Origin of the sequence: Sodalis sp. RH16, from assembly GCF_047324245.1 — a bacterium.
GTDB lineage: Bacteria > Pseudomonadota > Gammaproteobacteria > Enterobacterales > Enterobacteriaceae > Acerihabitans > Acerihabitans ligni.
The window spans coordinates 67772-89853 of record NZ_CP178737.1; the positions used below are offsets into that span (position 1 = coordinate 67772).

Genomic DNA, 22082 nt, shown 5'->3' on the forward strand with positions numbered 1-22082 from the left:
AGATGAAAAAAATACTGAATTCCCCCGCCGATTATGCGGATGAGGCCCTAGAGGGAATGTGCCTGGCCTATCCCCGCAGTTATGGCCGGACCGGCGAAAACGGCCGGGTCATCGTGCGCCTCGGCGGCGGCAAAGGAAAAGTCGGGATCGTTTCCGGCGGGGGCAGCGGCCATTTACCCACCTTTGCCGGCTATGTGGGCGAAGGCCTGCTGGATGCCTGCGCGGTGGGCAACGTGTTTGCCGGCCCCGCGGTCATGGACTGCATGGACGCCATACGCTCGGCGGACGGCGGCCACGGCGTACTCCTGCTGTTCGGTAATTACGGTGGCGACAAAATGAACTTTGCCATGGCAAGCGAAATGCTGGAGGCGGAGGGTATCGCCACGGCGACGGTGCTGGCCGCCGACGATGTGGGCAGCGCCTCCCGTGAGGAGCGGGATAAACGCCGCGGGGTGGCGGGCCTTGTCTACGCTTACAAGATTGCCGGCGCAAAGGCCGGTCAAGCGGATGCTACGCTTGAATCGGTAGCCGCCGTCGCCCGGCGCGCCGTGGACAATACGGTAACCATCGGCGTGGCGCTTTCGCCCTGCACCGTGCCGGAAGCGGGAAAACCCACCTTTACCCTGGCGGAAAACGAAATGGAATACGGCATGGGCATTCACGGCGAGCCCGGCATCCGCCGCGGCCCGATAATCGCGGCGGACGACATGGCGGATATGATGTTGCAAACCTTGCTGGACGATGCCGGCATCGCCACGGGAGATCGGGTATCGGTAATGGTGAACTCCCTGGGCGCCACGCCGCTGGAGGAGCTGTTTATTCTTTATCGCCGCGTCGCCGGCCAGCTGCGGGAAAAAGGGATAGAGGTGGCGTTTCCCTTGGTGGGCCGTTATGCCACCTCTATGGAAATGTCAGGCGCCTCTTTGTCGCTCATCACCCTTGATGAAGAATTGGAGGCCTTGCTGCTTGCGCCCGCCGATTGTCCTTACTGGAGTAATCTTTGATGGCAATGACCCCACGAGAACTTGTCGCGCTGTTGAGCCGCTGTACGGCAAAGATCCGTCAGGTGTCCCCTGAGCTCAATGAACTGGACGGCCGTTTGGGGGACGGCGATTTAGGCGCCACCCTGGAAAAATGCGCCCGGCTGATGGATGAGGGGCTCGATGCGTCCGCCCCGGATATTCCATCGGTTTTCAACGCCGCATCCATGGCCTGCGTCCGGGCGTCGGGCTCCAGTTTCGGTACTTTGCTGGGGGTGGCGTTCTTCACCGCCGCGAAAAAAAGCGCCGGCAAAACCACGCTGGAAAACGGCGACATTCCGCCCTTGCTGGACGATATCCTGGCGGCACTGATGGCCCGCGGCGGCGCCTCCCTGGGCGACAAAACCGTGCTGGATCCCCTGGACGCCGTGCGGCGCGCCCTATCCGAAACCCCGCCTGGGCAAGATTTCTTCCCGGTTGCCCGTCGGGCGGTGAAGGACACGCTGGCGGAATTTCGCCGTAAACCCAACAAAATCGGCCGCGCCCGTATGTTCGCCGAACGATCGGTGGGATTGGACGATCCCGGGATGGTGGCGTTTTCTTACCTGGTTGACGCCGCGGCCGGTCTTGCAATAAACCAACAGGAGGTGTAGCCATGCCCGGATCTTTGGAAGGACTCAAGGTCCTCGATCTGTCGCGTTTTATTGCCGGTCCGCTGTGCGCCATGCAATTGGCCGATTTGGGTGCGGACGTGGTGAAGATTGAACGTAAAGGCAAAGGGGAAGACACGCGGCAAAACAAGCCGCAGCTCAATGGCGAGAGCCTCTATTTCCTGTCGTTCAATCGCAATAAACGCAGCCTGGCCCTGGATTTTCGCGATGCCGAGGACCAGGCGCTGCTGCGCCGGCTTATCGCCAAGGCCGATGTGCTGATTGAAAATTTCCGCCCCGGCACCATGGAAAAAATGGGTTGCGGCTGGGACGATGTTAAAAAGCTCAATCCGCGCCTGATCATGGTGCGCGTTTCCGGCTTCGGCCAATCCGGTCCCCTGTCCCAGCGTCCCTGCTTCGATGCCATTGCCCAGGCCATGAGCGGCCTGATGAGCATCTCCGGCCAGCCGGACGGCCCACCCACCATGGCGGGCACCTTTATGGTGGATTATGCCTCCGCCCTGTACGCCGCCATCGGCACGCTGGCCGCCCTGAATGCCCGCCACAGCACCGGACGCGGCCAACTGGTGGAAGCCACCCTGCTGGAAAGCGCCGTCAGCATGCTCATATCGGCTATTCCGGAACAGGCGCAGCTCGGCAGCACCATGACGCGCATCGGCAATATCGATAGGTACTCAGCGCCGGTGAACAGCTATCAGACGCGGGACGGCGACTGGGTGTATATGTCGGCGGGTACCGATACCCTGTTTCCCCGGCTGGCGGCCGCGATGGAACGTACCGATCTGCTGGCGGATGCCCGCTTCAACACCTATCACGCCCGGCTGGAAAACAATCGTGCCATTGATAAAGAGGTGGCCGCCTGGGTGAAAGCCCGGACGGCGCAAGACGTGGTTGACGCAATGGATCGGGCCGGCGTGCCCTGCGCGAAGGTGGCCACCATTGATGAGGTGCTGGAAAACCCGCAGTTGAAAGCACGAAATCAACTGGTGGATATCGAGCATCCCGCCGCCGGGACCTATACCACCCACGGTGTCACCGTGAGCCTGTCGGACACGCCGGGCACCATTCGCCGTCCGCCGCCGCTGGTGGGACAGCACACCGATGAGATTCTGGCGGAATGGTGCGGCATCGCGCCGGCCGGCCGGCCATAACATTATGCGACGAGGGAAACATCATGGCCCGTATACATCCTGAACTTCGGGAGCCGACCTATGACAATGTGGTGCTGAATGAACGCATCGGCCCGGTGAGCGTCATTGCCGATGAAGCCTATCGCCGCCGGGCCTGCTTCGCACTGGACGATTACAGCCCGCAGTATCGCGACGCCGGGCCCTATGTCCCGGCGCCCATGGTGGGCCGCGATCTGGTGGCGCTGTTCTGCTCGGTCTATGACCCCAGCCGGACGGTGGGCCTGCATCAAAAAGAGGAGATCTGGTTTCTTAACCCGATTCCGCTGAATGCAAAGCTGAGCTACAGCGGAAAATACACCGATAAATACATGAAACGCGGCAAGGGCTATACCGTCTTCGAGGCCGAAGCGCGCGACGCCGGGGACGGCAAACCCTACGTCCGTCAGATAAGCACCGAGATCATGCGTATTCCCCGGGATATCCAACTGGGCACCGGCGGTTCAGGGAGCGCCCCTTCGGCGGATCATGTCGTGCCGGACTGGCCTGAGCATGCCGCCCCCGTTGAAATCGCCGAAGGGACGCCGCGGCCGGGCACGCCGGTAAAACCGCTGATAAAACGTCCCGAACAGGGACAAATGTCGGTTTTTTCCGGCGGCAACAGCCAGTGGTACAACATCCATACCGATATTGAGGTGGCATTGAAGGCCGGTTTTCGCGACACCCTGGCCCAGGGAATGATGGAAACCTGCTGGATTGCCGAAATGCTGGCCCGCTTTATCGGACCGGCCTGGCATACCTCCGGCTGGATAAAAATGGCTTATGTCAAACCCGTCTATCGCGCCGACCGAATTACCTGCAAAGCCGTGGTGCGGGAAGTCGAGGGAAGCCTGGTGAAATTTCATGTCTGGGCTGAGAACCAGGACGGCGACATTACCGCCGTAGGCTGGGCCAGCGCACATAAACCCTGAGAACAAGCTTACGCATACCCTACTTTAAAGCGCTCCCTCCGGAGGTGATATGAATAACGCGACAACCGAAGCCATACAAAATACCGATCAGGATAAAGTCATACGAAAAGAATTATCACGCGTGGCCTTCGCCAGCTTAATAGGAACGCTTATCGAGTTTTATGATTATTTCATTTACGGCGCGGCGGCGTCACTGGTTTTCCCACATCTGTTTTTCAGCAATATGCCGCCGACGGTGGCGACCTTCGTCTCTTTCGTCACCCTGGGCGTAGCGTTTCTCACCCGTCCCATCGGCGCGGTCATTTTCGGCCATTTCGGCGATACCATCGGCAGGAAAGCGATGCTGATAGCCTCCATTACCATTATGGGGTTCGCCACCATCGTTATCGGCCTGTTGCCCACCTACGCCATGATCGGCATTGCCGCCCCCATACTGCTGGTGATCACGCGTCTGATCCAGGGCCTGGCGGTGGGCGGTGAATGGGGCGGCGCCACCACCATGATGATCGAATACGCGCCGGTGAATAAACGAGGCTTTTACGGCACCTTTGTCCAGTTGGGCAATGCCATCGGCGTATTGATTTCCACCGGCGCGTTCGCTCTGGCCTCCGCGCTGCCGGCGCCGGCGTTTTTAAGCTGGGGCTGGCGGATCCCTTTTCTTGCCAGCGTTATCCTGATGCTTATCGGTATTTTCATCCGGCTGAAAATCAAGGAACCGCCTATTTTTCAAAAAATGGCCGCCGAGCGGGCAAAAAACAGGCTGCCCATCGTCGCGGTATTCAAAAAATTCCCGAAACAGATCTTTTTATCCGCCGGGCTACGGGTAAGTGAAAGCGTGGTGGGTTATTTGATCATCAGCTACGTTCTGCAATACTGCACTACCCGCTTTCACATGCGCGGCGATACGGTATTACTGGGCGTAGTGCTCGGCGCCGCCTCGGGGGTTATTTCATTCCCGCTGTGGGGAATATTATCCGATAAAATCGGCCGCCGTACCGTGTTTTTAATCGGCTCCCTGGGTTCCTGCGTGCTGGCTTATCCCTTTTATTGGCTCATCGATACCGGCAATATCATTGCCGTTTATGTCGCGCTGATTGGAGGCTACAGTTTTATCATCGGCTCTATGTACAGCATCGAGCCCTGTTATCTGTCTGAACTCTTTTCCACGGAGGTCCGCTATACCGGCGTTTCGGTGGGCTCGCAGCTGGCCGGCATTTTCGGCGGATTCACCCCCGCCGTGGCAACCGCCCTGGTGGCCTGGGCCGGCGGCGATTTCTGGCCCATCGCCGTTATGATCGTCGTTTCCGGCCTGATTACCGCCCTGTGCGCCCTGGGTACGGGGGAAACGCGCGGCCGCGATCTCAACAGCGACATGATGCCGGTCAAGCCGCAAAAAAAGGGCTCTAGCGCTTACCTGTGGAAAGCCCGCTAGCCGGACTCTTTTTATCCAGCGGCGGGAGAATTTACCCGCCGCGAATAAAAACGTTTTTTTGGAGGCTCATGGCTGTGCGATAATCGTTTTGCGGCTCTACTTCCAACATAGCGATCCGGTTTGCAAGGTTTGATCTTAATGGCAAAAAAGGCGACGCAAAACAAGTTAACGCCACATAACGGCAAAGTCTCCATCCATGATGTGGCCCGCGAAGCGGGCGTGGCGCTGTCAACGGTATCAAACGCGCTGAGCGGCAAAGACTATGTCCGGGAAACCACCCGGCTGAAGGTGCGGGAAGCGGCGGAAAAGCTGGGTTACCGGGTCTCGGTGGTGGCCCGTTCGCTGCGGATGAAACGCACGTTTACGCTGGGTGTGCTGCTGGCCGATGTGGCGAACCCCTCCTCTCCGGATTTTTTACGGGGTATAGAAGATATTGCCGATCAAGAGCAGTGCGTCCTGCTGGTGTGCAATACCGACGGTCAACTGGAAAAGCAGCTGACGCAGATGCGGGTGTTGCTGGATCGCCGGGTGGACGGGCTGGTGCTGCTATCGCAGCATTGCCAGCAGCCGGCCGTCCGGGCGTTGCTGGAGGACGGCACGCCTTTTGTCATGCTGCAGCGCCGTTCGCTGCAGCATGAGGATACCTATGTCGGCGCCAATAACGATGAAGGCATCGGCGCCGCCATCAAGCATCTGGCGGGGCTTGGGCATAAGCGCATCGGGCTGATTCGCGGGCCGCGCGATTCCTCCACCGCGGATGAACGTTATGACGCCTATATCGAGGGGCTTAAAGCGCACCGGCTGGAAATCAATCCCCAGTGGGTTATTCAGGGCGATTACCATGTGAAGGGCGGCTATGACGCCGGTAAGCGTTTTTTTGCCCTGGACCGGTGCCCCACCGCCATACTGGCCGCCAATGACATGAGCGCCATAGGGGTCATGAACGCCGCCCATGAAGCCGGTTTAAAAATACCGGCGGATTTCTCGCTGATAGGTCTTGATGATATAGAAATGGCGTCGTTCTCACCCATTAATCTCACCACCATCGCCCTGCAGCGCCGGGAGATGGGCGCGGCGGCCACCTCCCTGCTGATGAAAATGATCCGCCAGAAAAGCACGCCTAAACCGAAGAAAAAAATCTTCCCGATGAAACTCATCGTTCGCGGCTCCACCGGTCCGGCCAAGGCGGACTGAACCGGCCGGCTGCCTGCTCAGCATAGCCGGAACGGCGCTTCTCCATGCTTATTTCCGCCGGGATAGCGGAGGATGCCGCCACATGGTGATGGCGCATGAAGCGGCGCGATCCGTATCATGCCGATAGCCGTTTCGCCTGGAACAGCATGCCGTGGGGATCGATAACCTCGCGGATCAGGCGCACCTCTTCGGCGGTGGGAAGCGCGGTTTCCTTCATCGGTCCGTCTACCACCGGCTCAAACCCCATGGCGGCCAGCACGTCGTCAAGGGTGATGCCCGGATGGACCGAGCGTAGCCGCATTTTTTTCGATAGCGGATGGAAATCGAATATGGCTTTGTCGGTAACGCACAGGCTGGGGCCCGGTCCAGGCAGGCCAAGAGCGCGCCTGCTGTCTTCCCCTCGGTAATAACCCACGCTGGTAATAAAATCCACCGCCGGCACAAAGGCGCGCCGGCTCAGATCGGTGACGATAATCGGCCGTTTGATAAAGGCAAGGTGCTCCGTTTGCGCCAGGCAGCCCACCAGCCGGGTTTTCGGCGGGCTTGCGCCGCCAAGCTCGGTGATGTTGAGATTGCCGTATTGATCCACCTGTGGGGCGGATTCAAACGACACATCAAAGCGGCCGCGGGTGACCATATCGATCTTGTAGCCCACATCCGCCGGTGAGGCCGCCGCGGGCCAATGGGTATAGGCATCCTGCAGCAGGGCATCGGGAATAACATCCAGCGCCGGGGTCAGCAGGTTGCCCCAGTAAATGGAGAAACCCGGCGCATGGCCGAGCTGGGCAAGGCGGGCCGCCGCAATGGGAATGCCCACCGCAAGGGTAAAAGCGCGGGCCGCGGTTCCAAGGCCGACAAAACCCAGTTCATCGTCCTTAAGCTCCCGGGCGATGGCGGCGATCATCAGCTCTTCGATGGTATAGTCGGTGGCGGCTCTCGCAGCATTATTGATGGCAACGTTCGCGGCATTATCCGAGGCAACGTTCTGTGTCACATTGTTTGTAGCGCGTTCAGAGGACATGAGCCTGGCTCTCCCGTTCGACATCAAAGGCATGAAGGGCTGACAGGGTGCCGAATTTGGCCAGGTAGCCGTCTCGGTCCCCGGTATTTAGAATATATTCGCGAATATAGGCCGCCGTTCCTCCCGGCTGTTTCGCCGCGGCCAGATAGGCTTTCAGCGCGGCTTCATCTTCGTTATAAAAACCGTCGGTGGCGGTGGGATGCGCGCCATAAGGCATTTCCACCACCGCTTCCACCAGGGTATGGGGAATGTAGGTCAGCGCCGGGCGCCGGCGTACCTGTTCATGGGGAATAATTTTTTCCACCGTCACGATAAGCCGCCTGGAGGCGGACGCCATCATCTGGTCGATATCATCACTGTCGCGCACCACCGGCCATTGAACGTTGCCATATTCATCGGCGGTATAGCCGTGCAGCAGGGTAAAATCCGCTTCCGCCGCCTTCAGCGCCAGATAGGTATCGCCGGTAAAAGGACAGGTAATGGGTTTCACCTCGTCCGGGCTTTTACCCGGCATGCCGGTACCCAGCAACGCCTTGGATGGTAGAAAGCTCAGCCCCATTCCCGCGGCGCGGAAACGGGCGACGAAAGCGGATTCGGAGTAATCGTGCGTCTCAATCCGGCCCGATTCCACCCCGCGGCGAAAATTCGGCGCCAGGCCGTGCCGGAAGAAACCGGCGTAAATCCCCTCCCAGCGCCGGATCGAGCCGGCGGCGGCCAACATATCGGTGGCAAGCGTCGTGGCCCAGGTAAGCAAGGTCAGATCGGTGATGCGCTGACGAATGATTTCATGCACGATGCCCATGGGCTGCCGGCGCAGCAACGAGCCGCCCAGGGCGATGGTGGAGCCCGAGGGGATACGGGCAATCGCATCCGGAAGGGCAAGGCGTTTGGCTTTCATAGAGTTCCTCTTGTTGCAGGGGCCGGCGGAGCATCTCCGCCATGGGGGATAAGCACGCTGTTGGGGTCTACCTTGCGGCGCAGCAGGTCAAGTTCCTGCGGGTCGGGCAACGCCGTAACCGGCACACCGTCCGTTGAAACGGCAAAGCCGGTGGAGCGGATGACATCTTCGGGATCGACGCCGGGATGAATGCTGAGCAAACGCGCCGTGCCGGACCCGGGCTCAAATTCAAAAATACACTTCGGCGTCACGATCCATTCCGGGCCGCCGCGGGTCAGCCCCAGGCGCCGCCGTCCCCCCTCGCCGCCGGGATATCCCACACCCGAAACGTAATCCACCTGCTCCACGAAGCTGCGCGCCTCGTGGTGCGGCATCATCAGGTACTCGCGGCCGAAGCAGGCCATATGTTCCGGCAGCAGAATCGAGCCCACCAGCCGCACCTTGGGCCGGCGATAATCGCCGATACAGGTGCTGTTGATGTTTCCCCGGCGGTCCACCTGCACGCCGGAGCCGAAACCGAAATCCACATCCCCACGCCGGACGGCGTACTGCCCAGGGTAGCCCTGCATTTGCGCTTCGCAGGGCAGGTTCTGGAGTTTGCCGTCGAATTCCGCCGCGGGCAGTTCCCGCAGCGCTGAGAAATCCGGATTAATGCACCAGCCCGCAAGCAGAATGGTTAAATCGGGGGCGTGGGTTAGCCGGGCGAACTCCATCGCCGCCAAGGGAATGCCGGTGATATAGAGCGCCGCCGCCCCGCCGGTGGCCAGGCCGGTGAACCCCGTTTCGCCGTTACGAAAACGCTTGGACAGGGCCACGGCGAGCATCTCTTCCACGGTGCAATAGAACCCGTTCATGCCGGCGTCTCCCTGTTGCCCGGCGAGGGCGGGCGTACCATGCCGAAACGCTCAGGCCAGGCCGCCGGACCTGCCGGCGCTTTTACCGTTTGCGCCAGCCAGGCGGCAAAATGGCCGGCGGATGCCGACGCTTTTGCATAGTCAGCGAAGGCGGCATCGTCGCAATCATAGAGACCGGTCATGGCGGTGGGATAGGCGCCAAATGGCGCCTCGACGATGTGGGTGGTGCGAAAGGCGGGAATTTCGACCAAATGCGGCCGCTGTTTTATTTCCCGGGCAGTAACAATTTTCTCCACGGTAACGATAACGGTATCGCAGGCGCGGGTTAAGGTTATATCCACACTTTGCGGCAGCATCCTGGGGTGATTGAAGGCCACATTGCCGTATTCGTCTCCCATGGGCGCATGAACGATCACCACGTCCGGCGCGGCCGGCGGCACCGCCCACAGCATCGCTGACGTGACCGGACAGGTGAAGGGGATAATGTCCGGGTTGTATTTCACCACGCCGCTGCCGCCCAAAAAGGCGCAGGGCCAAAACGGCAATCCCTCCTGCGAGGCGCGAAACCTGTCCCAGGCCAGCAGTTCCGGGTAATCAACCGCTTCAAGAACGCCGTTTTCCACAGCGCGACGAAAATTCCGCGCCTGGCCGTATTTTTCCAGCCCGACATAGGAGGTCTCAATGCGGGAAACCGCCCCCGCGCCAATAAGCAGATCCGCTTCAATGGAATTAACGACCCCCACCAGCGTCAGCTTGCGCCGGCCCTGGCGAACCAGTTCGCCCGCAAAGGCCATGGGACGCTGATAAACGGCAAATCCCCCCAGGGCAATGCGCTGCCCGTCGCTCACCATTTTTGCCGCGACGTTAAGGGATGTGAGTTTACTGGTACGGCCCATGTATCCTCCGGTGGTTATTCCCTGATGCCGCCTCCCGGACGGCCGGGGAGAAATGGTATATGAGATCGATCTCACTTTATGAACACAAAATTGCTTCTTCATAAACCTACCAAGCAATGCGGAAAGCGTTTGTGAGATCGATCTCATTTCTTTTGCCTGTTCCATCGGGTATAACTCTTCCTATAAACTGAGATGAAACAGGCCGGGAAACAACGCAATGAGCCAACCACGGGACAATACGACGATAAAGCGTCCCACCATGACGGATATCGCCCTTGAATGCGGCCTCTCCCGCGCCACGGTCGCCCGCGCGCTGTCGGGTAAAGGATATGTCAATCCGGAACGCAAGGCCCTGATCCTCCTGACCGCCGCCAGGATGGGTTACCGGGCCTCTACCATCGCGCGGGCCCTGAGGACCCAAAGAACATCCTCCATAGGCGTGCTGATTGCCGATATCACCAATCCGATATTTCCGGAAATTGTCAAGGGCATTGATGAAGTGGTTTCCGCCGGGGATTACACGATTTTTCTTTGCAATACTGATGAAGATGCCCGCAAGCAGTTGGCGATTATCCGGTCGCTGCTCGATCGCCAGGTGGACGGTATCATTCTGGTGTCGCAGACGGTCAGCGATGAGTCGCAAGCGCTGTTGGAGAACGGACCGCCCTATGTGCTCGTCAATCGCCGGCCGGCGCGACACGCCGGTGATTATGTCGGTCCGGATAACGCCATGGCGGTCAGGCAACTGCTGGAACATCTTTATGGCCTGGGACACCGCCGCATCGCCTATATCACCGGCCCGGCGCAATCCTCCACCGCCCGTGAGCGTCGAGACAGCTTTACCGCGGAAATGGCGCGGCTCGGCTGTAGTATTCCGCCGGGGTATCTGGTTGAAGGGAACTACCAGGCTGAGAGCGGGCGCCGCGCCGCCGAAGCATTATTAGCCTGTACCCCGCGCCCCACAGCCATACTGGCGGCTAACGATTTTGTCGCGCTGGAAGTTATCTCCTTTTTACATGAGCACGGTCTGCAGGTTCCGGAAGATATGTCGGTGACCGGTTTTGACGACGCCTTCAAGATGCGCCTCAGCGGCCGCTATCCCCTGCCGGCGCAGGGGCTGACCACCGTTGATCAGCCCAAAAGAGAACTCGGCCGTTCGGCGGGCAACGCATTGCTGGCGCGCATGGCCCGTCCCGATGCCCCGGTGCGCACCATTATCCTGCCGACCACGCTGAATATCCGGGATACCACGGCGCCGGCGGGATAGCGTCAGCGCAATGTATTAAAAAAACGCCGTATGTCAGCCGCCAGCTCTTGCGGGCATTCCAACGCGGCAAAATGGCCGCCGTGAGACATGCTGCTCCAGCGCTGCAGATTGTAGCCCCTGCGCACCCAGCTTTGCGGCGGCATTGGGAGCTCTTTGGGAAAATGCGCCACCGCCAGCGGCGGACTGATGCGTTCACCGGCAGATAACAGCAGAGGATTTCGGCGCCCCTCGACATACATACGGAAGGAGGAGCCGATGGTGCGGGTAAACCAGTAAAGGGAAATATTGGTTAACAGAACATCCAGCGATATGGCCTTTTCCAGATCTCCGTCACAGTCGCTCCAAGCCCGGAATTTTTCCGCGATCCATGCGGCAAGCCCCACCGGCGAATCGTTAAGGGCAAACGCCAGGCTTTGCGGACGCGTACCCTGCACATGCCCGTAAGCCCCTTGCTCATTGGCCCATGCGGCGCTTTGGCCTGCAAAATCCTGTTCTTCCTCGGTTAGCGGCTGCTTGTCATCTATATAAGGTCGATACGAGCCCGGAATAAAATTCAGATGCAGGCCAATCACTCTGGCCGGATAAAGCCTTGCCAGCCAGCTTGATACTCCCGCCCCCAAATCGCCGCCCTGCAGGGCGAACCTGCCGTAACCCAGCTTCCCCATCAAGGCGGCCCATAGGTGCGCGGTTTGGCCGGCGCCCACGCCGGGTACCGTCGGCGCGGACGAGAAACCATAACCGGGCAATGAAGGCACTATAACATCGAAAGCATCGGATTCACTGCCGCCGAAACGGGCCGGATCCGTCAGGTAGGGGATAATATCAAGCATCTCCACAAAGGAACCGGGCCAGCCGTGAGTCAGGATCAGCGGCATGGGAGAAGGCCCTTTGCCGCGCTGATGGATAAAATGGATCCGCTGACCGTCAACCCCGGCGATAAAATGGGGAAAAGCATTAAGCCGGGCTTCCTGCGCCCGCCAGTCAAAGCTGTCCCGCCAGTAGTCAACAAGATGCCGCATAAAATTCAACGAGGTTCCCTCACGCCAGCTGTCGTCGTCTATGGACTCAAGCCAGCGGGTGGCTGCCAGGCGTAATTTCAAATCGCTTAACTCGGATTGCGCAATCCGTAACGTAAAAGGTTGTATGGCCATAGTGAGAGAACTCGACGCTTATTGGATTAGCCCAGTATAGGGGGACGTGGAACGTTCATGAAGGAACCAAACGGAAAATTAACGTAACTCATAAAGTTAAGGGGAAAGTAAATTTTTGCGAAGACGATTCCAAGCACATGTTTTCAATTTGCATTGCTTGCAGCGATTATCTAATCTTCGTCACATAAAAATAAGTCTGCATGTCTTCATTTTTGGGCCTACCCTGGCCCATTTTTTTGTCAATTAAAGGTAGAGGTTAAGGAACCATTTAATCTGGACCATAGCGCTGCGATACCATTCGGGCATCCTTTGCCGGCAGCCGCGGACAATGGCTAGAGTTCAATGTGTTCATGACGCAGTATCATCGCCAGGGCCAATCCCTGTGCCGGGTCGTAGCTATCAGGCAGGAAGCGGATATGGGTATGGCCATAGGCAAAAGGGAGGGTACGATGCCGCGCCACGGTTAATACCCGTTCGGTAAAGAGCGGCGACACGTTGTAGACGCAATCGATAAGCAAGGTCTTGGGGTTCACCAGATGAATGATCTGGCTAAGGGCATTGCCCAGCAACTCTCCTGCCCGGGCGATCGCTTTATCCACCAGCGCCGGAGCCTGCGTTCGATCGGCCCACCGCAAGCCCGGCTGTAGCTGGCCAAGCTGCGCGTTGATGGCGGATAATCCAATGAGCGATTCCAGGCAACCCCGCTGCCCGCAGGTACAAACAGGGCCGTCGGATGCCACGTTAAGATGGCCCACTTCACCGGCGGTCCAACTGCCGCCGTAATAAACGCCGTGCCGGGTAATCAACGTGCCGCCGATACCTTCGGCAATCCGCAGGTAAAAAGCGGGTTCATCGGCGGGAGCGGTGGTTCCATGCTGGCGCGAGACCAGCGCCGCCGCCTTGACGATATTCATTACCCCCACCGGCAAAGGCACGCTGCGGCGTAGCGCCGCCAAGATGTCCACCTGCTGCCAGCCCAGATGGGATGAGACATGCATATAGCCGTTCTGCGGATCGATAATACCGGGAAAGCCGACGCCGATACCGATAAGCTCAGGATAACGACGGTGCATCCAAGCGCAGAGGCGGGCAATTTCCCCTACCACGCTGTCGGCGTCGGCGGTATCAATAACCGATGTCTTTTGCTCCAACAGCTCGGAAAAATAATCATATACCGCCCAGTGCAGATGCTGACGCTCCACCATAATTCCGGCGGATTTCATTTTTTCCGGCCTAAGGGCGATATGAATTTTGGGGCGACCGCTGGAGCTGGACTGGGCAACGCCGATTTCAGCAACCAAACCCGCGGCGATAAAATCGTCGATGATAAGGGAAATGGTATTTTTACTTAATGAAAGCGCGCGGGCAATATCAAGACGTGAACTGATCCGCTGTTGGCGTAAATAAGACAGCACATGCATTTCATTATATTGACGCAGCAGCGCGGGGCCCTTTCCTGGCTCTTTCATTGTTGGTTTACCCTGGCAATCGGCGGGAAATAAGCCGGCATTATGGCATAACCCGGTCAGGGTAAACACTATTGCTCCCGCCAAACGCACTCGCCCTGCGCATAGGTGGATAACACCTTCAACTCCCCTGTACCGTTTTCGCCAAGCAGCGCCGCATCCAGCGGGGAGCCCACCGCCAAGCCCCCCTTCGCCGGTAAATCAAGCATGGCCGCGGGACGTACCGATGCCATATCCCACGCCTCATGCCGGCTGGCCATACCCGCTGTTATCAGGGCATTGACACCGTACAGCAGCGAACGCGCCGACCCCGCCAGCAAGCCGGGATTATCGGCCAGCGACAGACGGCCCTGCTCGCTCAGGACCACATCGCCGCCAATGTGCAATTGATAGCGTCCGGGAGGCATCCCGGCCAGGCTGGTGGTATCGCTCACCAAAAAGGCCCGCTGTCGCTTCACACGCATAAATACTTTCAGCACCGACATTGGCAAATGCTCGCCGTCGCCAATCATGGCGCACCATAATTTATCCTGCGCCAACTGTTCCCAAATGTAATTGGGATGTCTGGGCAGCAACAGGTGCGCCCCATTGCCAAGATGGGTTGACATCGATGCGCCCGCCTCCACCGCCACGGCAATTTGGGCGGCATCAGCGCCGGTATGGCCGAGGGAAACCGTCACGCCCTCCTGCACGCAGTTCCGGATAAACGCCGCGCTGCCGGGCCACTCCGGCGCCAGGGTCAGCAGTCGGATATCTCCCCTCGCCGCCTTCTGCCAGCGCTGAAACAAGGACCAATCCGGCGCCTTGACCAAAGTCCGGTCATGGGCGCCGCGCGGCCCGTCTTCGGCGGAGATAAACGGGCCCTCCAGATGTATGCCGGCCACGCCGTAACCGACCGCGGCAAACCGGCGGCGGGCGTTGGCTATCCCCCGGACCATCTGCTCGGTGTCATCATCGTTATTGGTGATAACCGTGGGCAAAAATGTTGTTACGCCCTCCTGCCATAGACGCCGGGTCACCGCCAACACCGATTCCTCATTGATAGGGTAATGATTGAAATCCACCCCCGCGAAGCCGTTTATCTGCAAATCCACCAACCCCGGCGCAATAATCGGCAGCGCGTCATCCTGAGGCAGCGGCCTGATTTGGCAGATCACGCCGTGCTCCGCATGGATCTCCACCGCGGCCAAATCCCGATAATCCCTGCCCCGCAGGCAAACCTTATCCATGGGGATTTTCTCCAAAGGCATCCCGGTCGGCAAACAGCCGGCAGTGGGCATGGGTACGCAGGATGGTGGCCGGACAGCCGGTGGAAACCGGCTCTCGCAGCATGGCCGTCATCGCCGCCCGCTTTTGTGCTCCCGGCACCATGCAAAACAGCCGCCCGGCGGCCATCAAGGTGGGAACGGTCAGGGTCACCGCATGGGTGGGCACCGCGTCCAGGGTGGCGAAGCAGCCGTCGTTCACCTGCTGCTGGCGGCACACCGGATCCAGCTCTACCGTTTTCATCACGGCAGGATCCCGGAAGTCCGCCACCGGCGGATCGTTAAAGGCCAGGTGTCCGTTCTCCCCGATGCCCAGGCAGACCATATCAATGGGCGCCTGCCGGATCAGATCGGCGTAATGGCGGCAGATCCGGTCCGCATCCTCCCAGGCCGGGATCAGGTGTACGGTGCCCGGATGGACAACCTCGAACAAATGGCTATTGAGGTAGTGGCTAAAACGCTGCTCCGAATCCGGCGGCAGGCCGATATATTCATCCATATGAAACGCCGTCACCCGCGACCAGTCAATGCCCTCGGCTGTCCCCAGGGCCGCCAGGAATTCATTCTGCGACGGCGCGGCGGCGAAAATAATCCGCACGTTCTCCTGCCTGGCCAGGCATTGGCGCAAAGCGTCGGCCGCAGCCGCGCCGGCCGAGTTACCCAAGGCTATGCGGTCGGCAAATACCTCGACAGCAAGCTGTTCATACCGGCCGGTCAACACTGGCAATGACATATAAAACTCCTTTAGCTGAATCTGTTTATGACTTGCGCAGGGCAACGGCAGGACGGCCGGCGGATAACGCCGCCTGATCCTGATTCAGCGCGGCCAGCAGAGTATCCACCTGCGGGCTGACCGGGCTTCGCCGGCACAGGCCGGCCAGCGCATAGACGATTAACGACGAGAGTACGGGAATGGCAACGACTTCCGTCGTGCTCATGCCCGGAATCGCAAATTTCACCACGAAGAACGCTACGATCCCCACGGCCCAGGATCCGATGGCGGCAAGGGGGCCGCATTTTCTGAACCAGGGCAGCAGGCCCAGCAGCATAGGAATGGAGATAGGTCCCACCAGCCCGCCGAACCAGATAATCAACAGGGTCAGCACGCCGCCGAACCGGCCGGCGTTAACCGCAATCAGCAGCGTGGTGACGATAAAGGCCACCACCGTCACCCGGGCCACCACCAGCGAGGACTGGCCGTTGCCAAAGCGCCGCGGAAACAGCACCGGCAGGATATCCCGCGTGACCACGGCGGTAATGGCATTGGAGTCGGAGGAAGTCATGGACAGGGTATGGGCAAACATGGCCACCAGCACCAGGCCAATCAGGCCGTTGGGCAATAAGTGCATCGCCATGACCGAATAAGACTGGGACGGATCGGCGATGCCGGGGAACAGCACCGGCGCGGCCCACATGGGATAAAACAGCACCAGCGGCCACACCAGGTACAACACCGCCGACAGCAGCGCGGCTTTATGGGCATCCCTGCCGCGCGGCGAAGCGATAAAGCGCTGCGCCAGGTTCCAGGTGCCGCCGTTATAGCTGAGGGTGTAAATCACGAAATAGGCCAGCATAAAGCCCAGCGTATAGGGCTCGCGAATGATCTGCGTGTGGGCTGGAGGCAGCCGGTCCCACACGGTGAGCAATCCATGCAGGCCCCCCAGATGGGCGGCAACCGCGGCCACCATCACAATGGCCGCGATAAATTGCACCACAAACTGGCCGAAGTCGTTACAGGCATCCGCCCATAGACCGCCCATCACGGTGTAAAACAGGCACAATATACCGGAGATAGCGATGCCGTAAACGGTATCCAGGCCGGTGAAAACGTTGATGATAATGGCGATGGCCGCCCACTTGGCCCCGACATCGAAGGTCTTCAGCAATACGCCGCTCCAGGCCAGTAATTGCTGGGTCGGGACGTTATAGCGAGTGGCGAGATACTCCATCGGCGATTCAATATGCATATGGATACGCAGCCGCGCCCAGCGCGGCGCAAAGATAAACGAGCCGAGAAATACCGCGATGGAGATGGGCAGCGCCCACCAGAAATAGATCGTGATGCCGTAACTGTAGGCAACGCCGGCATAGGCCACGAACACCGCGGCGCTGTAGCCCGACATATGATGTGAAATGCCCGACAGCCACCATGGCATTTTACCGCCGGCGGCAAAAAAATCCTTGGTGCTGCCCACCTTACGCATCGCCCACAGGGTAATGATCACAATCATCAGGGCATACAGCGCCATGACCACATAGTCTATCCCGTTCATTTTACGCTCCGGTAGTTAATCGCGATTCTCGCCGCCCCATGGGGGACGGGCAATTTGTCTGCGCCTGGTATTCACATACATCCTAAGTTAGGACCAATTGGTTCTGACTTAACTGTATGACCATACATAGAGCAATTGTTTAGTCCTATATGAGGATTAATTAAAGCTAACACAGCGCCATTGCCATGTACGAGAGTTATATCACAGTTAATCGGCAACACAGCGGACGGGCCATAGGGCTTTTTTATGACCCGGTTTGGCAAGGTATCATCAGCAATCGGCAATGTTTACAGGGATCGCCGTACCGTCTCATCCATCCCGGTGAACGTCATTTATCGCTTATCGAAGCGCAGCGTATTTTCTCTCTGGTAGTGAAAACCGCAGCCAGGGTTTATTTTACGCCAGTGAATTCACAAGGCTATCGAGCTCATGATTATCCATTCCGGTAGCGCGTTCAATCGCATCGCGGTCCAGGCCCATAGCCAGCAAATTACGGGCGATCTCTCTCGCTTGCTGGCTGCGTTCCTCATTTATTCCTCGGTTCAGCCCTTCTCGCAATCCTTTTTGCAGACCTTCTTGTAGTCCCTCTTTCAGTCCTTCTTGCAGACCAATCTAGCGTCCCATCTGTTTTAGATGTTCTGCGACAGTCATCATATCTTCCCTGTAACGTGGTGTATTTTCGATAAGAATACGTAACAAAGCCTCCCAGTCAAGGAGATCGGCCTCCTGCGTCAAATAGCGTATCAGACACTCCGCCTGCGCTTTACCGAGCTGCGCCAGACCCATCAGCAAGGCAATATCCAGCAGCCGGATATGGTTGTTTTTGACTAACACAGCCTATGCTGCGCACAGGGCCTTATCTCCCCCCATCCACGCTCAACACCTGACCGGTCACCCAGTTTGCCCAAGGAGAGGCGAAAAACAGCACCGCATGCGCAATGTCCTCCGGTGCGCCGAGCCGCTTTAGGGCAATGCGATCAATGAGCTGCGCCTGGCCCTCTTTACCCATGGCCTGCCACTGTTTCTCAGTGGAGGGATTACTGCGGATAAAACCCGGGGCAACATTATTAACGGTGATATTCCACGGACCCAGCTCATGGGCCAACTGACGCGTCAGGCCAATCTGCCCCGCTTTGGCGCCGGCATAGGCCTGGATGCCGGTAAGGCTGACATCCAGCCCGGCACGGCTGGAGATATTGACGATACGGCCGAATTTTTGCTGCTTCATGGCGGGCGCGGCGGCCTGTGACATCAGAAAGGCGCCGGTAAGGTTAACGTCCACTATCGCCTGCCATTGCGCCAGCGTAACCTGCTCAATGGGCAGGCCGGTTTGTCCCGCCACGCCGCCGGCATTATTCACCAGGGTATCCACGGGGCCGTGTTTTTCAATCAGTTCGTCAAACAGCGCCGTAACGCTTTGGCTATCAGCTACATTCAGGGTAAAGGCATGGCAGGAGGGGCCGCACAGCCGGGCGGTCTCTTCAACCCCGCCGGACTGGATGTCACAGGCGAAAACCGTCGCGCCCCGGCTGGTGAATGCCTGGCATATGGCGCGGCCGAAACCTTGCGCCGCGCCGGTGACCACCACGCGGCGAGCGGAAAAATCAAAGGTATCAGGCATCGCGTTTTTCTCCCAGCAGTGCAAGCGTGGCCTGCGTTTGCGGCAATTCACCTTTTTCTATGCGATGAATCAGTTCCACCAGCCGGGCGGTTAACGGCATCTCAATGCCGCACCCGGCGCCGATGGGGATAACCGGCGCGATTTGCGCATCGACTTCCGTTTGCCGTTTCCGTACCGCCAGGTCGCGCCAGATGCCGGAATGGGATTTTGCCGAGCGGCGGTTATGGGCCACCATGTCGTTAAAGGATCGGGCGGTTGTTTCAGGGGTTGCATCAGGCATAAAAGCCAACGGGTCAAAACCGTCGAAGGGCAGCAGGACTATGCCTTTGGCGGCGGCCACGGCGCCAATTTCCCTGGCGAGCGCGGTGAGTACCGGCCGGTATTCCTCCATGGCCAGCACATCGGCAATACTGTCGTCGGTAAGCGCGGTGGCAAACAGCAGCGCGCCGTAGATTATTTTCGACCAGAGATAGCCCCAGATATTCGCGGTGAGGACGGCATTGGGTTCGAATTTTTGCAGCAGCCGGAATAACGTTTCCGTGCGCGGCAACGTCACGCCATCCAGTTCCCCGATCACCACCGCCCCGCGGCCGCCAAGGTGAATTACCCCGGGCTCAAGAAAATCCGCGCCAAAATTGAGAAAAGCGCCGACGGTGCGCTGTTTGCCGATAAATTCGGCTATCACCGTCTCATTAAGACCGTTTTGCAAAGAAACGACATAACCCTGGGACGTTAATAACGGCGCGATGGTTTCCATGGCGCCGCGGGTATGATGGGATTTTACCGCCAGCAAAACGGCGCCCAGCTTGCCGGGAAATTGCCGCGACATCTCTTCGGGCAGATAGGCCGGGGCGCGAACGCATCGATCCCCCAACGGTCCTGTAATGCGAAGCCCGTCGCGATTAATCGCCGCCACATGCTCAGCCACGCTGTCGACAAAAATCACCTTTTCGCCGGCATCGGCAAAGGCGGCGCCTATTGCGCCACCGATGGCGCCGGCGCCCCAAATCACCCAGGGCGCCTGTTGATGTTCATTTATTGAAAGGGTAGAGAGCGGTGCCGACATGCTGGAGACCTCCTGGCATAAAAGGGCTGTTTGAGCTTGTTTATAGTGATTCGATAATCTGGCGCAGCTCATCAATGGCGGTTTGCCAGATAGCCAGCATCTCATGGTCCGGCCGCTGGTAATAACCACCGTAGTTGCCGTCCCCCAGATAACTGCGGGCCTGGGTCGGATTCATCTTGCGCAATTGAGCCAGGTTCACCATGGGCTTTTGGCTATCCGGCTGCGCCACGCCGGCCAGCCGCGTCCAGGGGAAATTTTCCATCCATGAGGCATGAGACGCCACGGGATCGATGGCGGTGACTTTGGCCCATGCCAAAGGAGCGTTCCACCAGTTATGCAGTTGTACCGTCACCTCCGGATTATGCACCATCCATTCGCTGATGATGTTCTGCGCCGGAGAATTGCCCCCGTGGCCGTTTACCAGCAGGATGCGCCGGAACCCCTGGCGTTTGAGGCTGTTGAGAATGTCGTAGAGCAGAGCGGTATAGGTACGCATGCTCAGGCTGATGGTGCCCGGATAATCGCTGAACGCCGGCGTCATGCCAAAGGGCAGAACGGGAAAAACGGGTATACCGTAGGCTTCGGCGGCATCCGTCGAGATCTTTTCCGCCAGGATGGAATCCACCGACAGGCTAAGAAAGGCATGCTGTTCAGTGCTGCCTAACGGTACGATGGCGCGATCGTCTGTGGACAGGTAGCTTTCCACCTGCTGCCAATTCATGTCACTAATTTTCATTGAATTCCTTACTATCAAGTGCATTGCCGAAATCACGTTGCAAGAGCGGCAGGACCACCCGCTGTATATCCCCCGTATCGGGAACGTGGCGATATTCAAAGGCCTGCTGGCCCGGCTTGAGCCCGGCGGCGAGCTCCTCGGCGCCGGTGGCGTAGACCACCGTATCCGCCTGCGGCAACTGTGCCGCAAGGGAAGGATCGTCACGCTGGATCACGGTAATATGGTCAACATGGGGCGCAAACCGCTTAACCCCCTCGCTCATCAAGGCGGTGAACTCGGGAAAAATCGACACCACCAGCACGCGGGTCAGCGGATCCAGGGAAGCCAGGGCGCGGCGCGTATTCTCCGAGGGGATAAGATTGATATTCATCACCCGCGCACCCGGCAACAGCTGGCTGACTTCGCGACGGCGATGGGCAAACGTCAGCAGCAAATCCGCCGCCGCCGCCCGCCGCCGCAGGAGTTCGTCGCTCTTGAGGTCGGTGACCGTCGTGGCTTCGACTAATGCGCTGTTTCCCAGCGTTTCGGCAACGCTCGCAGCATAGTCACGGGCGGACGCAATGAAATTCCCCACCAGAAAAACGCGTTTTTGACTGAAATTCCGCTGCCGGTCGTTGAACCGGCCGATGACCAATTGCCCCAGTTCCTGGACGGTATGACCCATACCGATACCGCACTCAAGCAGGTCGTCTATCCGCTGATACAGCAGGCCGCTGTCCGGCATACCCGAGGGAAGCGACTGTTTGGCGTCGGCGATAAATGTGCCGGAGCCGGGCTTACTGAATACCAGCTCCGCCTCTTTCAATTCACTGTAAACCTGTGCGACCGTCATGGGCGCCACTCCGGCCATTTCCGCCATAACCCGGACGGAAGGCAGTTTCTCGCCCGCTTTCAGCGCGCCGAAAGTGATTGCATATTCAATCAGCCCGCGCAGCTGTACCCCGAGGGGAAGCGGTGAACTGCGATCCAAATGAAAATCCATAATGAGCCTTCAGGTGTAATAGCGCACTAATACAGTAATATTGATTTTTACTGAAATGCAAGCCGGATTTGCCTATAGGAGAGTTAAAGAACTGTTTTAGCTCACTATAGGAAAATAATATCTCGCTTTTTTAAGACAGATTATTGACATTGTGTGACAGATGACTCAAATATTGTACCAGTACACTAGAACAGATCGGCAACAGCACCAT

21 protein-coding genes are annotated in these 22082 nt (G+C 58.6%); 7 read left to right on the plus strand and 14 right to left on the minus strand.

Features of this window, described 5'->3' with window-relative positions:
* Positions 1-2: 2 nt before the first annotated feature.
* From ACL2XJ_RS00325 to ACL2XJ_RS00350, 6 genes are all read left to right on the plus strand, one after another.
* Positions 3-1004, plus strand: a complete 1002-nt coding sequence (locus ACL2XJ_RS00325; protein ID WP_413725295.1) for a dihydroxyacetone kinase subunit DhaK — start codon at positions 3-5, stop codon at positions 1002-1004.
* Positions 1004-1633 carry a DAK2 domain-containing protein gene (locus ACL2XJ_RS00330; RefSeq protein ID WP_132926472.1) on the plus strand — a complete coding sequence of 210 codons (630 nt, stop codon included), beginning with the start codon at positions 1004-1006 and terminating at the stop codon, positions 1631-1633. The genes ACL2XJ_RS00325 and ACL2XJ_RS00330 overlap by 1 nt, the downstream gene beginning before the upstream one ends.
* Before the next feature lie 2 nt (positions 1634-1635).
* A complete protein-coding gene (locus ACL2XJ_RS00335; RefSeq protein WP_413725296.1) occupies positions 1636-2802 on the plus strand; it encodes a CaiB/BaiF CoA transferase family protein in 1167 nt (388 codons plus the stop codon).
* Between the two features lie 23 nt (positions 2803-2825).
* The gene (locus ACL2XJ_RS00340) at positions 2826-3749 is read left to right on the plus strand and encodes a MaoC family dehydratase (RefSeq protein ID WP_165934247.1); all 924 of its coding nucleotides are present in this window, start codon (positions 2826-2828) and stop codon (positions 3747-3749) included.
* Between the two features lie 49 nt (positions 3750-3798).
* A complete protein-coding gene (locus ACL2XJ_RS00345) occupies positions 3799-5181 on the plus strand; it encodes an MFS transporter (RefSeq protein ID WP_132926466.1) in 1383 nt (460 codons plus the stop codon).
* Positions 5182-5319: 138 nt separating this feature from the next.
* On the plus strand, positions 5320-6375 hold the full coding sequence (locus ACL2XJ_RS00350) for a LacI family DNA-binding transcriptional regulator (RefSeq protein ID WP_413725297.1): 1056 nt from the start codon (positions 5320-5322) through the stop codon (positions 6373-6375).
* Positions 6376-6490: 115 nt separating this feature from the next.
* On the opposite strand, the gene ACL2XJ_RS00355 is transcribed toward ACL2XJ_RS00350, so the two are convergent.
* From ACL2XJ_RS00355 to ACL2XJ_RS00370, 4 genes are read right to left on the minus strand one after another with little or no spacing between them, the layout of a single operon-like run.
* Complete coding sequence (locus tag ACL2XJ_RS00355) at positions 6491-7396, minus strand: CoA-transferase subunit beta (protein WP_413725298.1); 906 nt, start codon at positions 7394-7396, stop codon at positions 6491-6493.
* Positions 7386-8294, minus strand: coding sequence for a CoA transferase subunit A (locus ACL2XJ_RS00360; protein ID WP_413725299.1), 909 nt, complete (start codon positions 8292-8294; stop codon positions 7386-7388). Before ACL2XJ_RS00360 ends, ACL2XJ_RS00355 begins: the two co-directional genes overlap by 11 nt.
* Positions 8291-9148 carry a hypothetical protein gene (locus tag ACL2XJ_RS00365; protein WP_413725300.1) on the minus strand — a complete coding sequence of 286 codons (858 nt, stop codon included), beginning with the start codon at positions 9146-9148 and terminating at the stop codon, positions 8291-8293. The genes ACL2XJ_RS00360 and ACL2XJ_RS00365 overlap by 4 nt, the downstream gene beginning before the upstream one ends.
* Positions 9145-10044: a CoA transferase subunit A gene (locus ACL2XJ_RS00370; protein WP_413725301.1), complete on the minus strand. Its 900-nt coding sequence runs from the start codon at positions 10042-10044 to the stop codon at positions 9145-9147. The genes ACL2XJ_RS00365 and ACL2XJ_RS00370 overlap by 4 nt, the downstream gene beginning before the upstream one ends.
* Positions 10045-10261: 217 nt before the next feature.
* Here ACL2XJ_RS00370 and ACL2XJ_RS00375 point away from each other — a divergent pair, with 217 nt between their 5' ends.
* Positions 10262-11311, plus strand: a complete 1050-nt coding sequence (locus tag ACL2XJ_RS00375; RefSeq protein ID WP_413725302.1) for a LacI family DNA-binding transcriptional regulator — start codon at positions 10262-10264, stop codon at positions 11309-11311.
* Between the two features lie 2 nt (positions 11312-11313).
* Here ACL2XJ_RS00375 and ACL2XJ_RS00380 read toward each other — a convergent pair whose 3' ends face one another.
* The 10 genes from ACL2XJ_RS00380 to ACL2XJ_RS00425 form a co-directional block, all read right to left on the minus strand.
* Entirely contained in the window at positions 11314-12462 is a 1149-nt protein-coding gene (locus tag ACL2XJ_RS00380) for an epoxide hydrolase family protein (protein ID WP_413725303.1), read from the minus strand.
* 332 nt (positions 12463-12794) lie between these two features.
* A complete protein-coding gene (locus ACL2XJ_RS00385; RefSeq protein ID WP_413725304.1) occupies positions 12795-14000 on the minus strand; it encodes an ROK family protein in 1206 nt (401 codons plus the stop codon).
* Positions 14000-15157 carry an N-acetylglucosamine-6-phosphate deacetylase gene (locus tag ACL2XJ_RS00390; protein WP_203524697.1) on the minus strand — a complete coding sequence of 386 codons (1158 nt, stop codon included), beginning with the start codon at positions 15155-15157 and terminating at the stop codon, positions 14000-14002. Before ACL2XJ_RS00390 ends, ACL2XJ_RS00385 begins: the two co-directional genes overlap by 1 nt.
* A complete protein-coding gene (locus ACL2XJ_RS00395; protein WP_413725305.1) occupies positions 15150-15926 on the minus strand; it encodes a 6-phosphogluconolactonase in 777 nt (258 codons plus the stop codon). Before ACL2XJ_RS00395 ends, ACL2XJ_RS00390 begins: the two co-directional genes overlap by 8 nt.
* 25 nt (positions 15927-15951) lie before the next feature.
* Positions 15952-17466: a sodium:solute symporter family protein gene (locus ACL2XJ_RS00400; protein WP_132926446.1), complete on the minus strand. Its 1515-nt coding sequence runs from the start codon at positions 17464-17466 to the stop codon at positions 15952-15954.
* 612 nt (positions 17467-18078) lie between these two features.
* Entirely contained in the window at positions 18079-18300 is a 222-nt protein-coding gene (locus ACL2XJ_RS00405) for a hypothetical protein (protein WP_413725306.1), read from the minus strand.
* Between the two features lie 22 nt (positions 18301-18322).
* Positions 18323-19087, minus strand: coding sequence for an SDR family NAD(P)-dependent oxidoreductase (locus tag ACL2XJ_RS00410; RefSeq protein ID WP_413725308.1), 765 nt, complete (start codon positions 19085-19087; stop codon positions 18323-18325).
* Positions 19080-20153, minus strand: a complete 1074-nt coding sequence (locus ACL2XJ_RS00415) for a ketopantoate reductase family protein (RefSeq protein ID WP_413725309.1) — start codon at positions 20151-20153, stop codon at positions 19080-19082. The genes ACL2XJ_RS00410 and ACL2XJ_RS00415 overlap by 8 nt, the downstream gene beginning before the upstream one ends.
* Before the next feature lie 40 nt (positions 20154-20193).
* On the minus strand, positions 20194-20889 hold the full coding sequence (locus ACL2XJ_RS00420) for a creatininase family protein (protein WP_413725310.1): 696 nt from the start codon (positions 20887-20889) through the stop codon (positions 20194-20196).
* Positions 20879-21871: a GntR family transcriptional regulator gene (locus tag ACL2XJ_RS00425; RefSeq protein WP_413725311.1), complete on the minus strand. Its 993-nt coding sequence runs from the start codon at positions 21869-21871 to the stop codon at positions 20879-20881. Before ACL2XJ_RS00425 ends, ACL2XJ_RS00420 begins: the two co-directional genes overlap by 11 nt.
* Between the last annotated feature and the right edge of the window lie 211 nt (positions 21872-22082).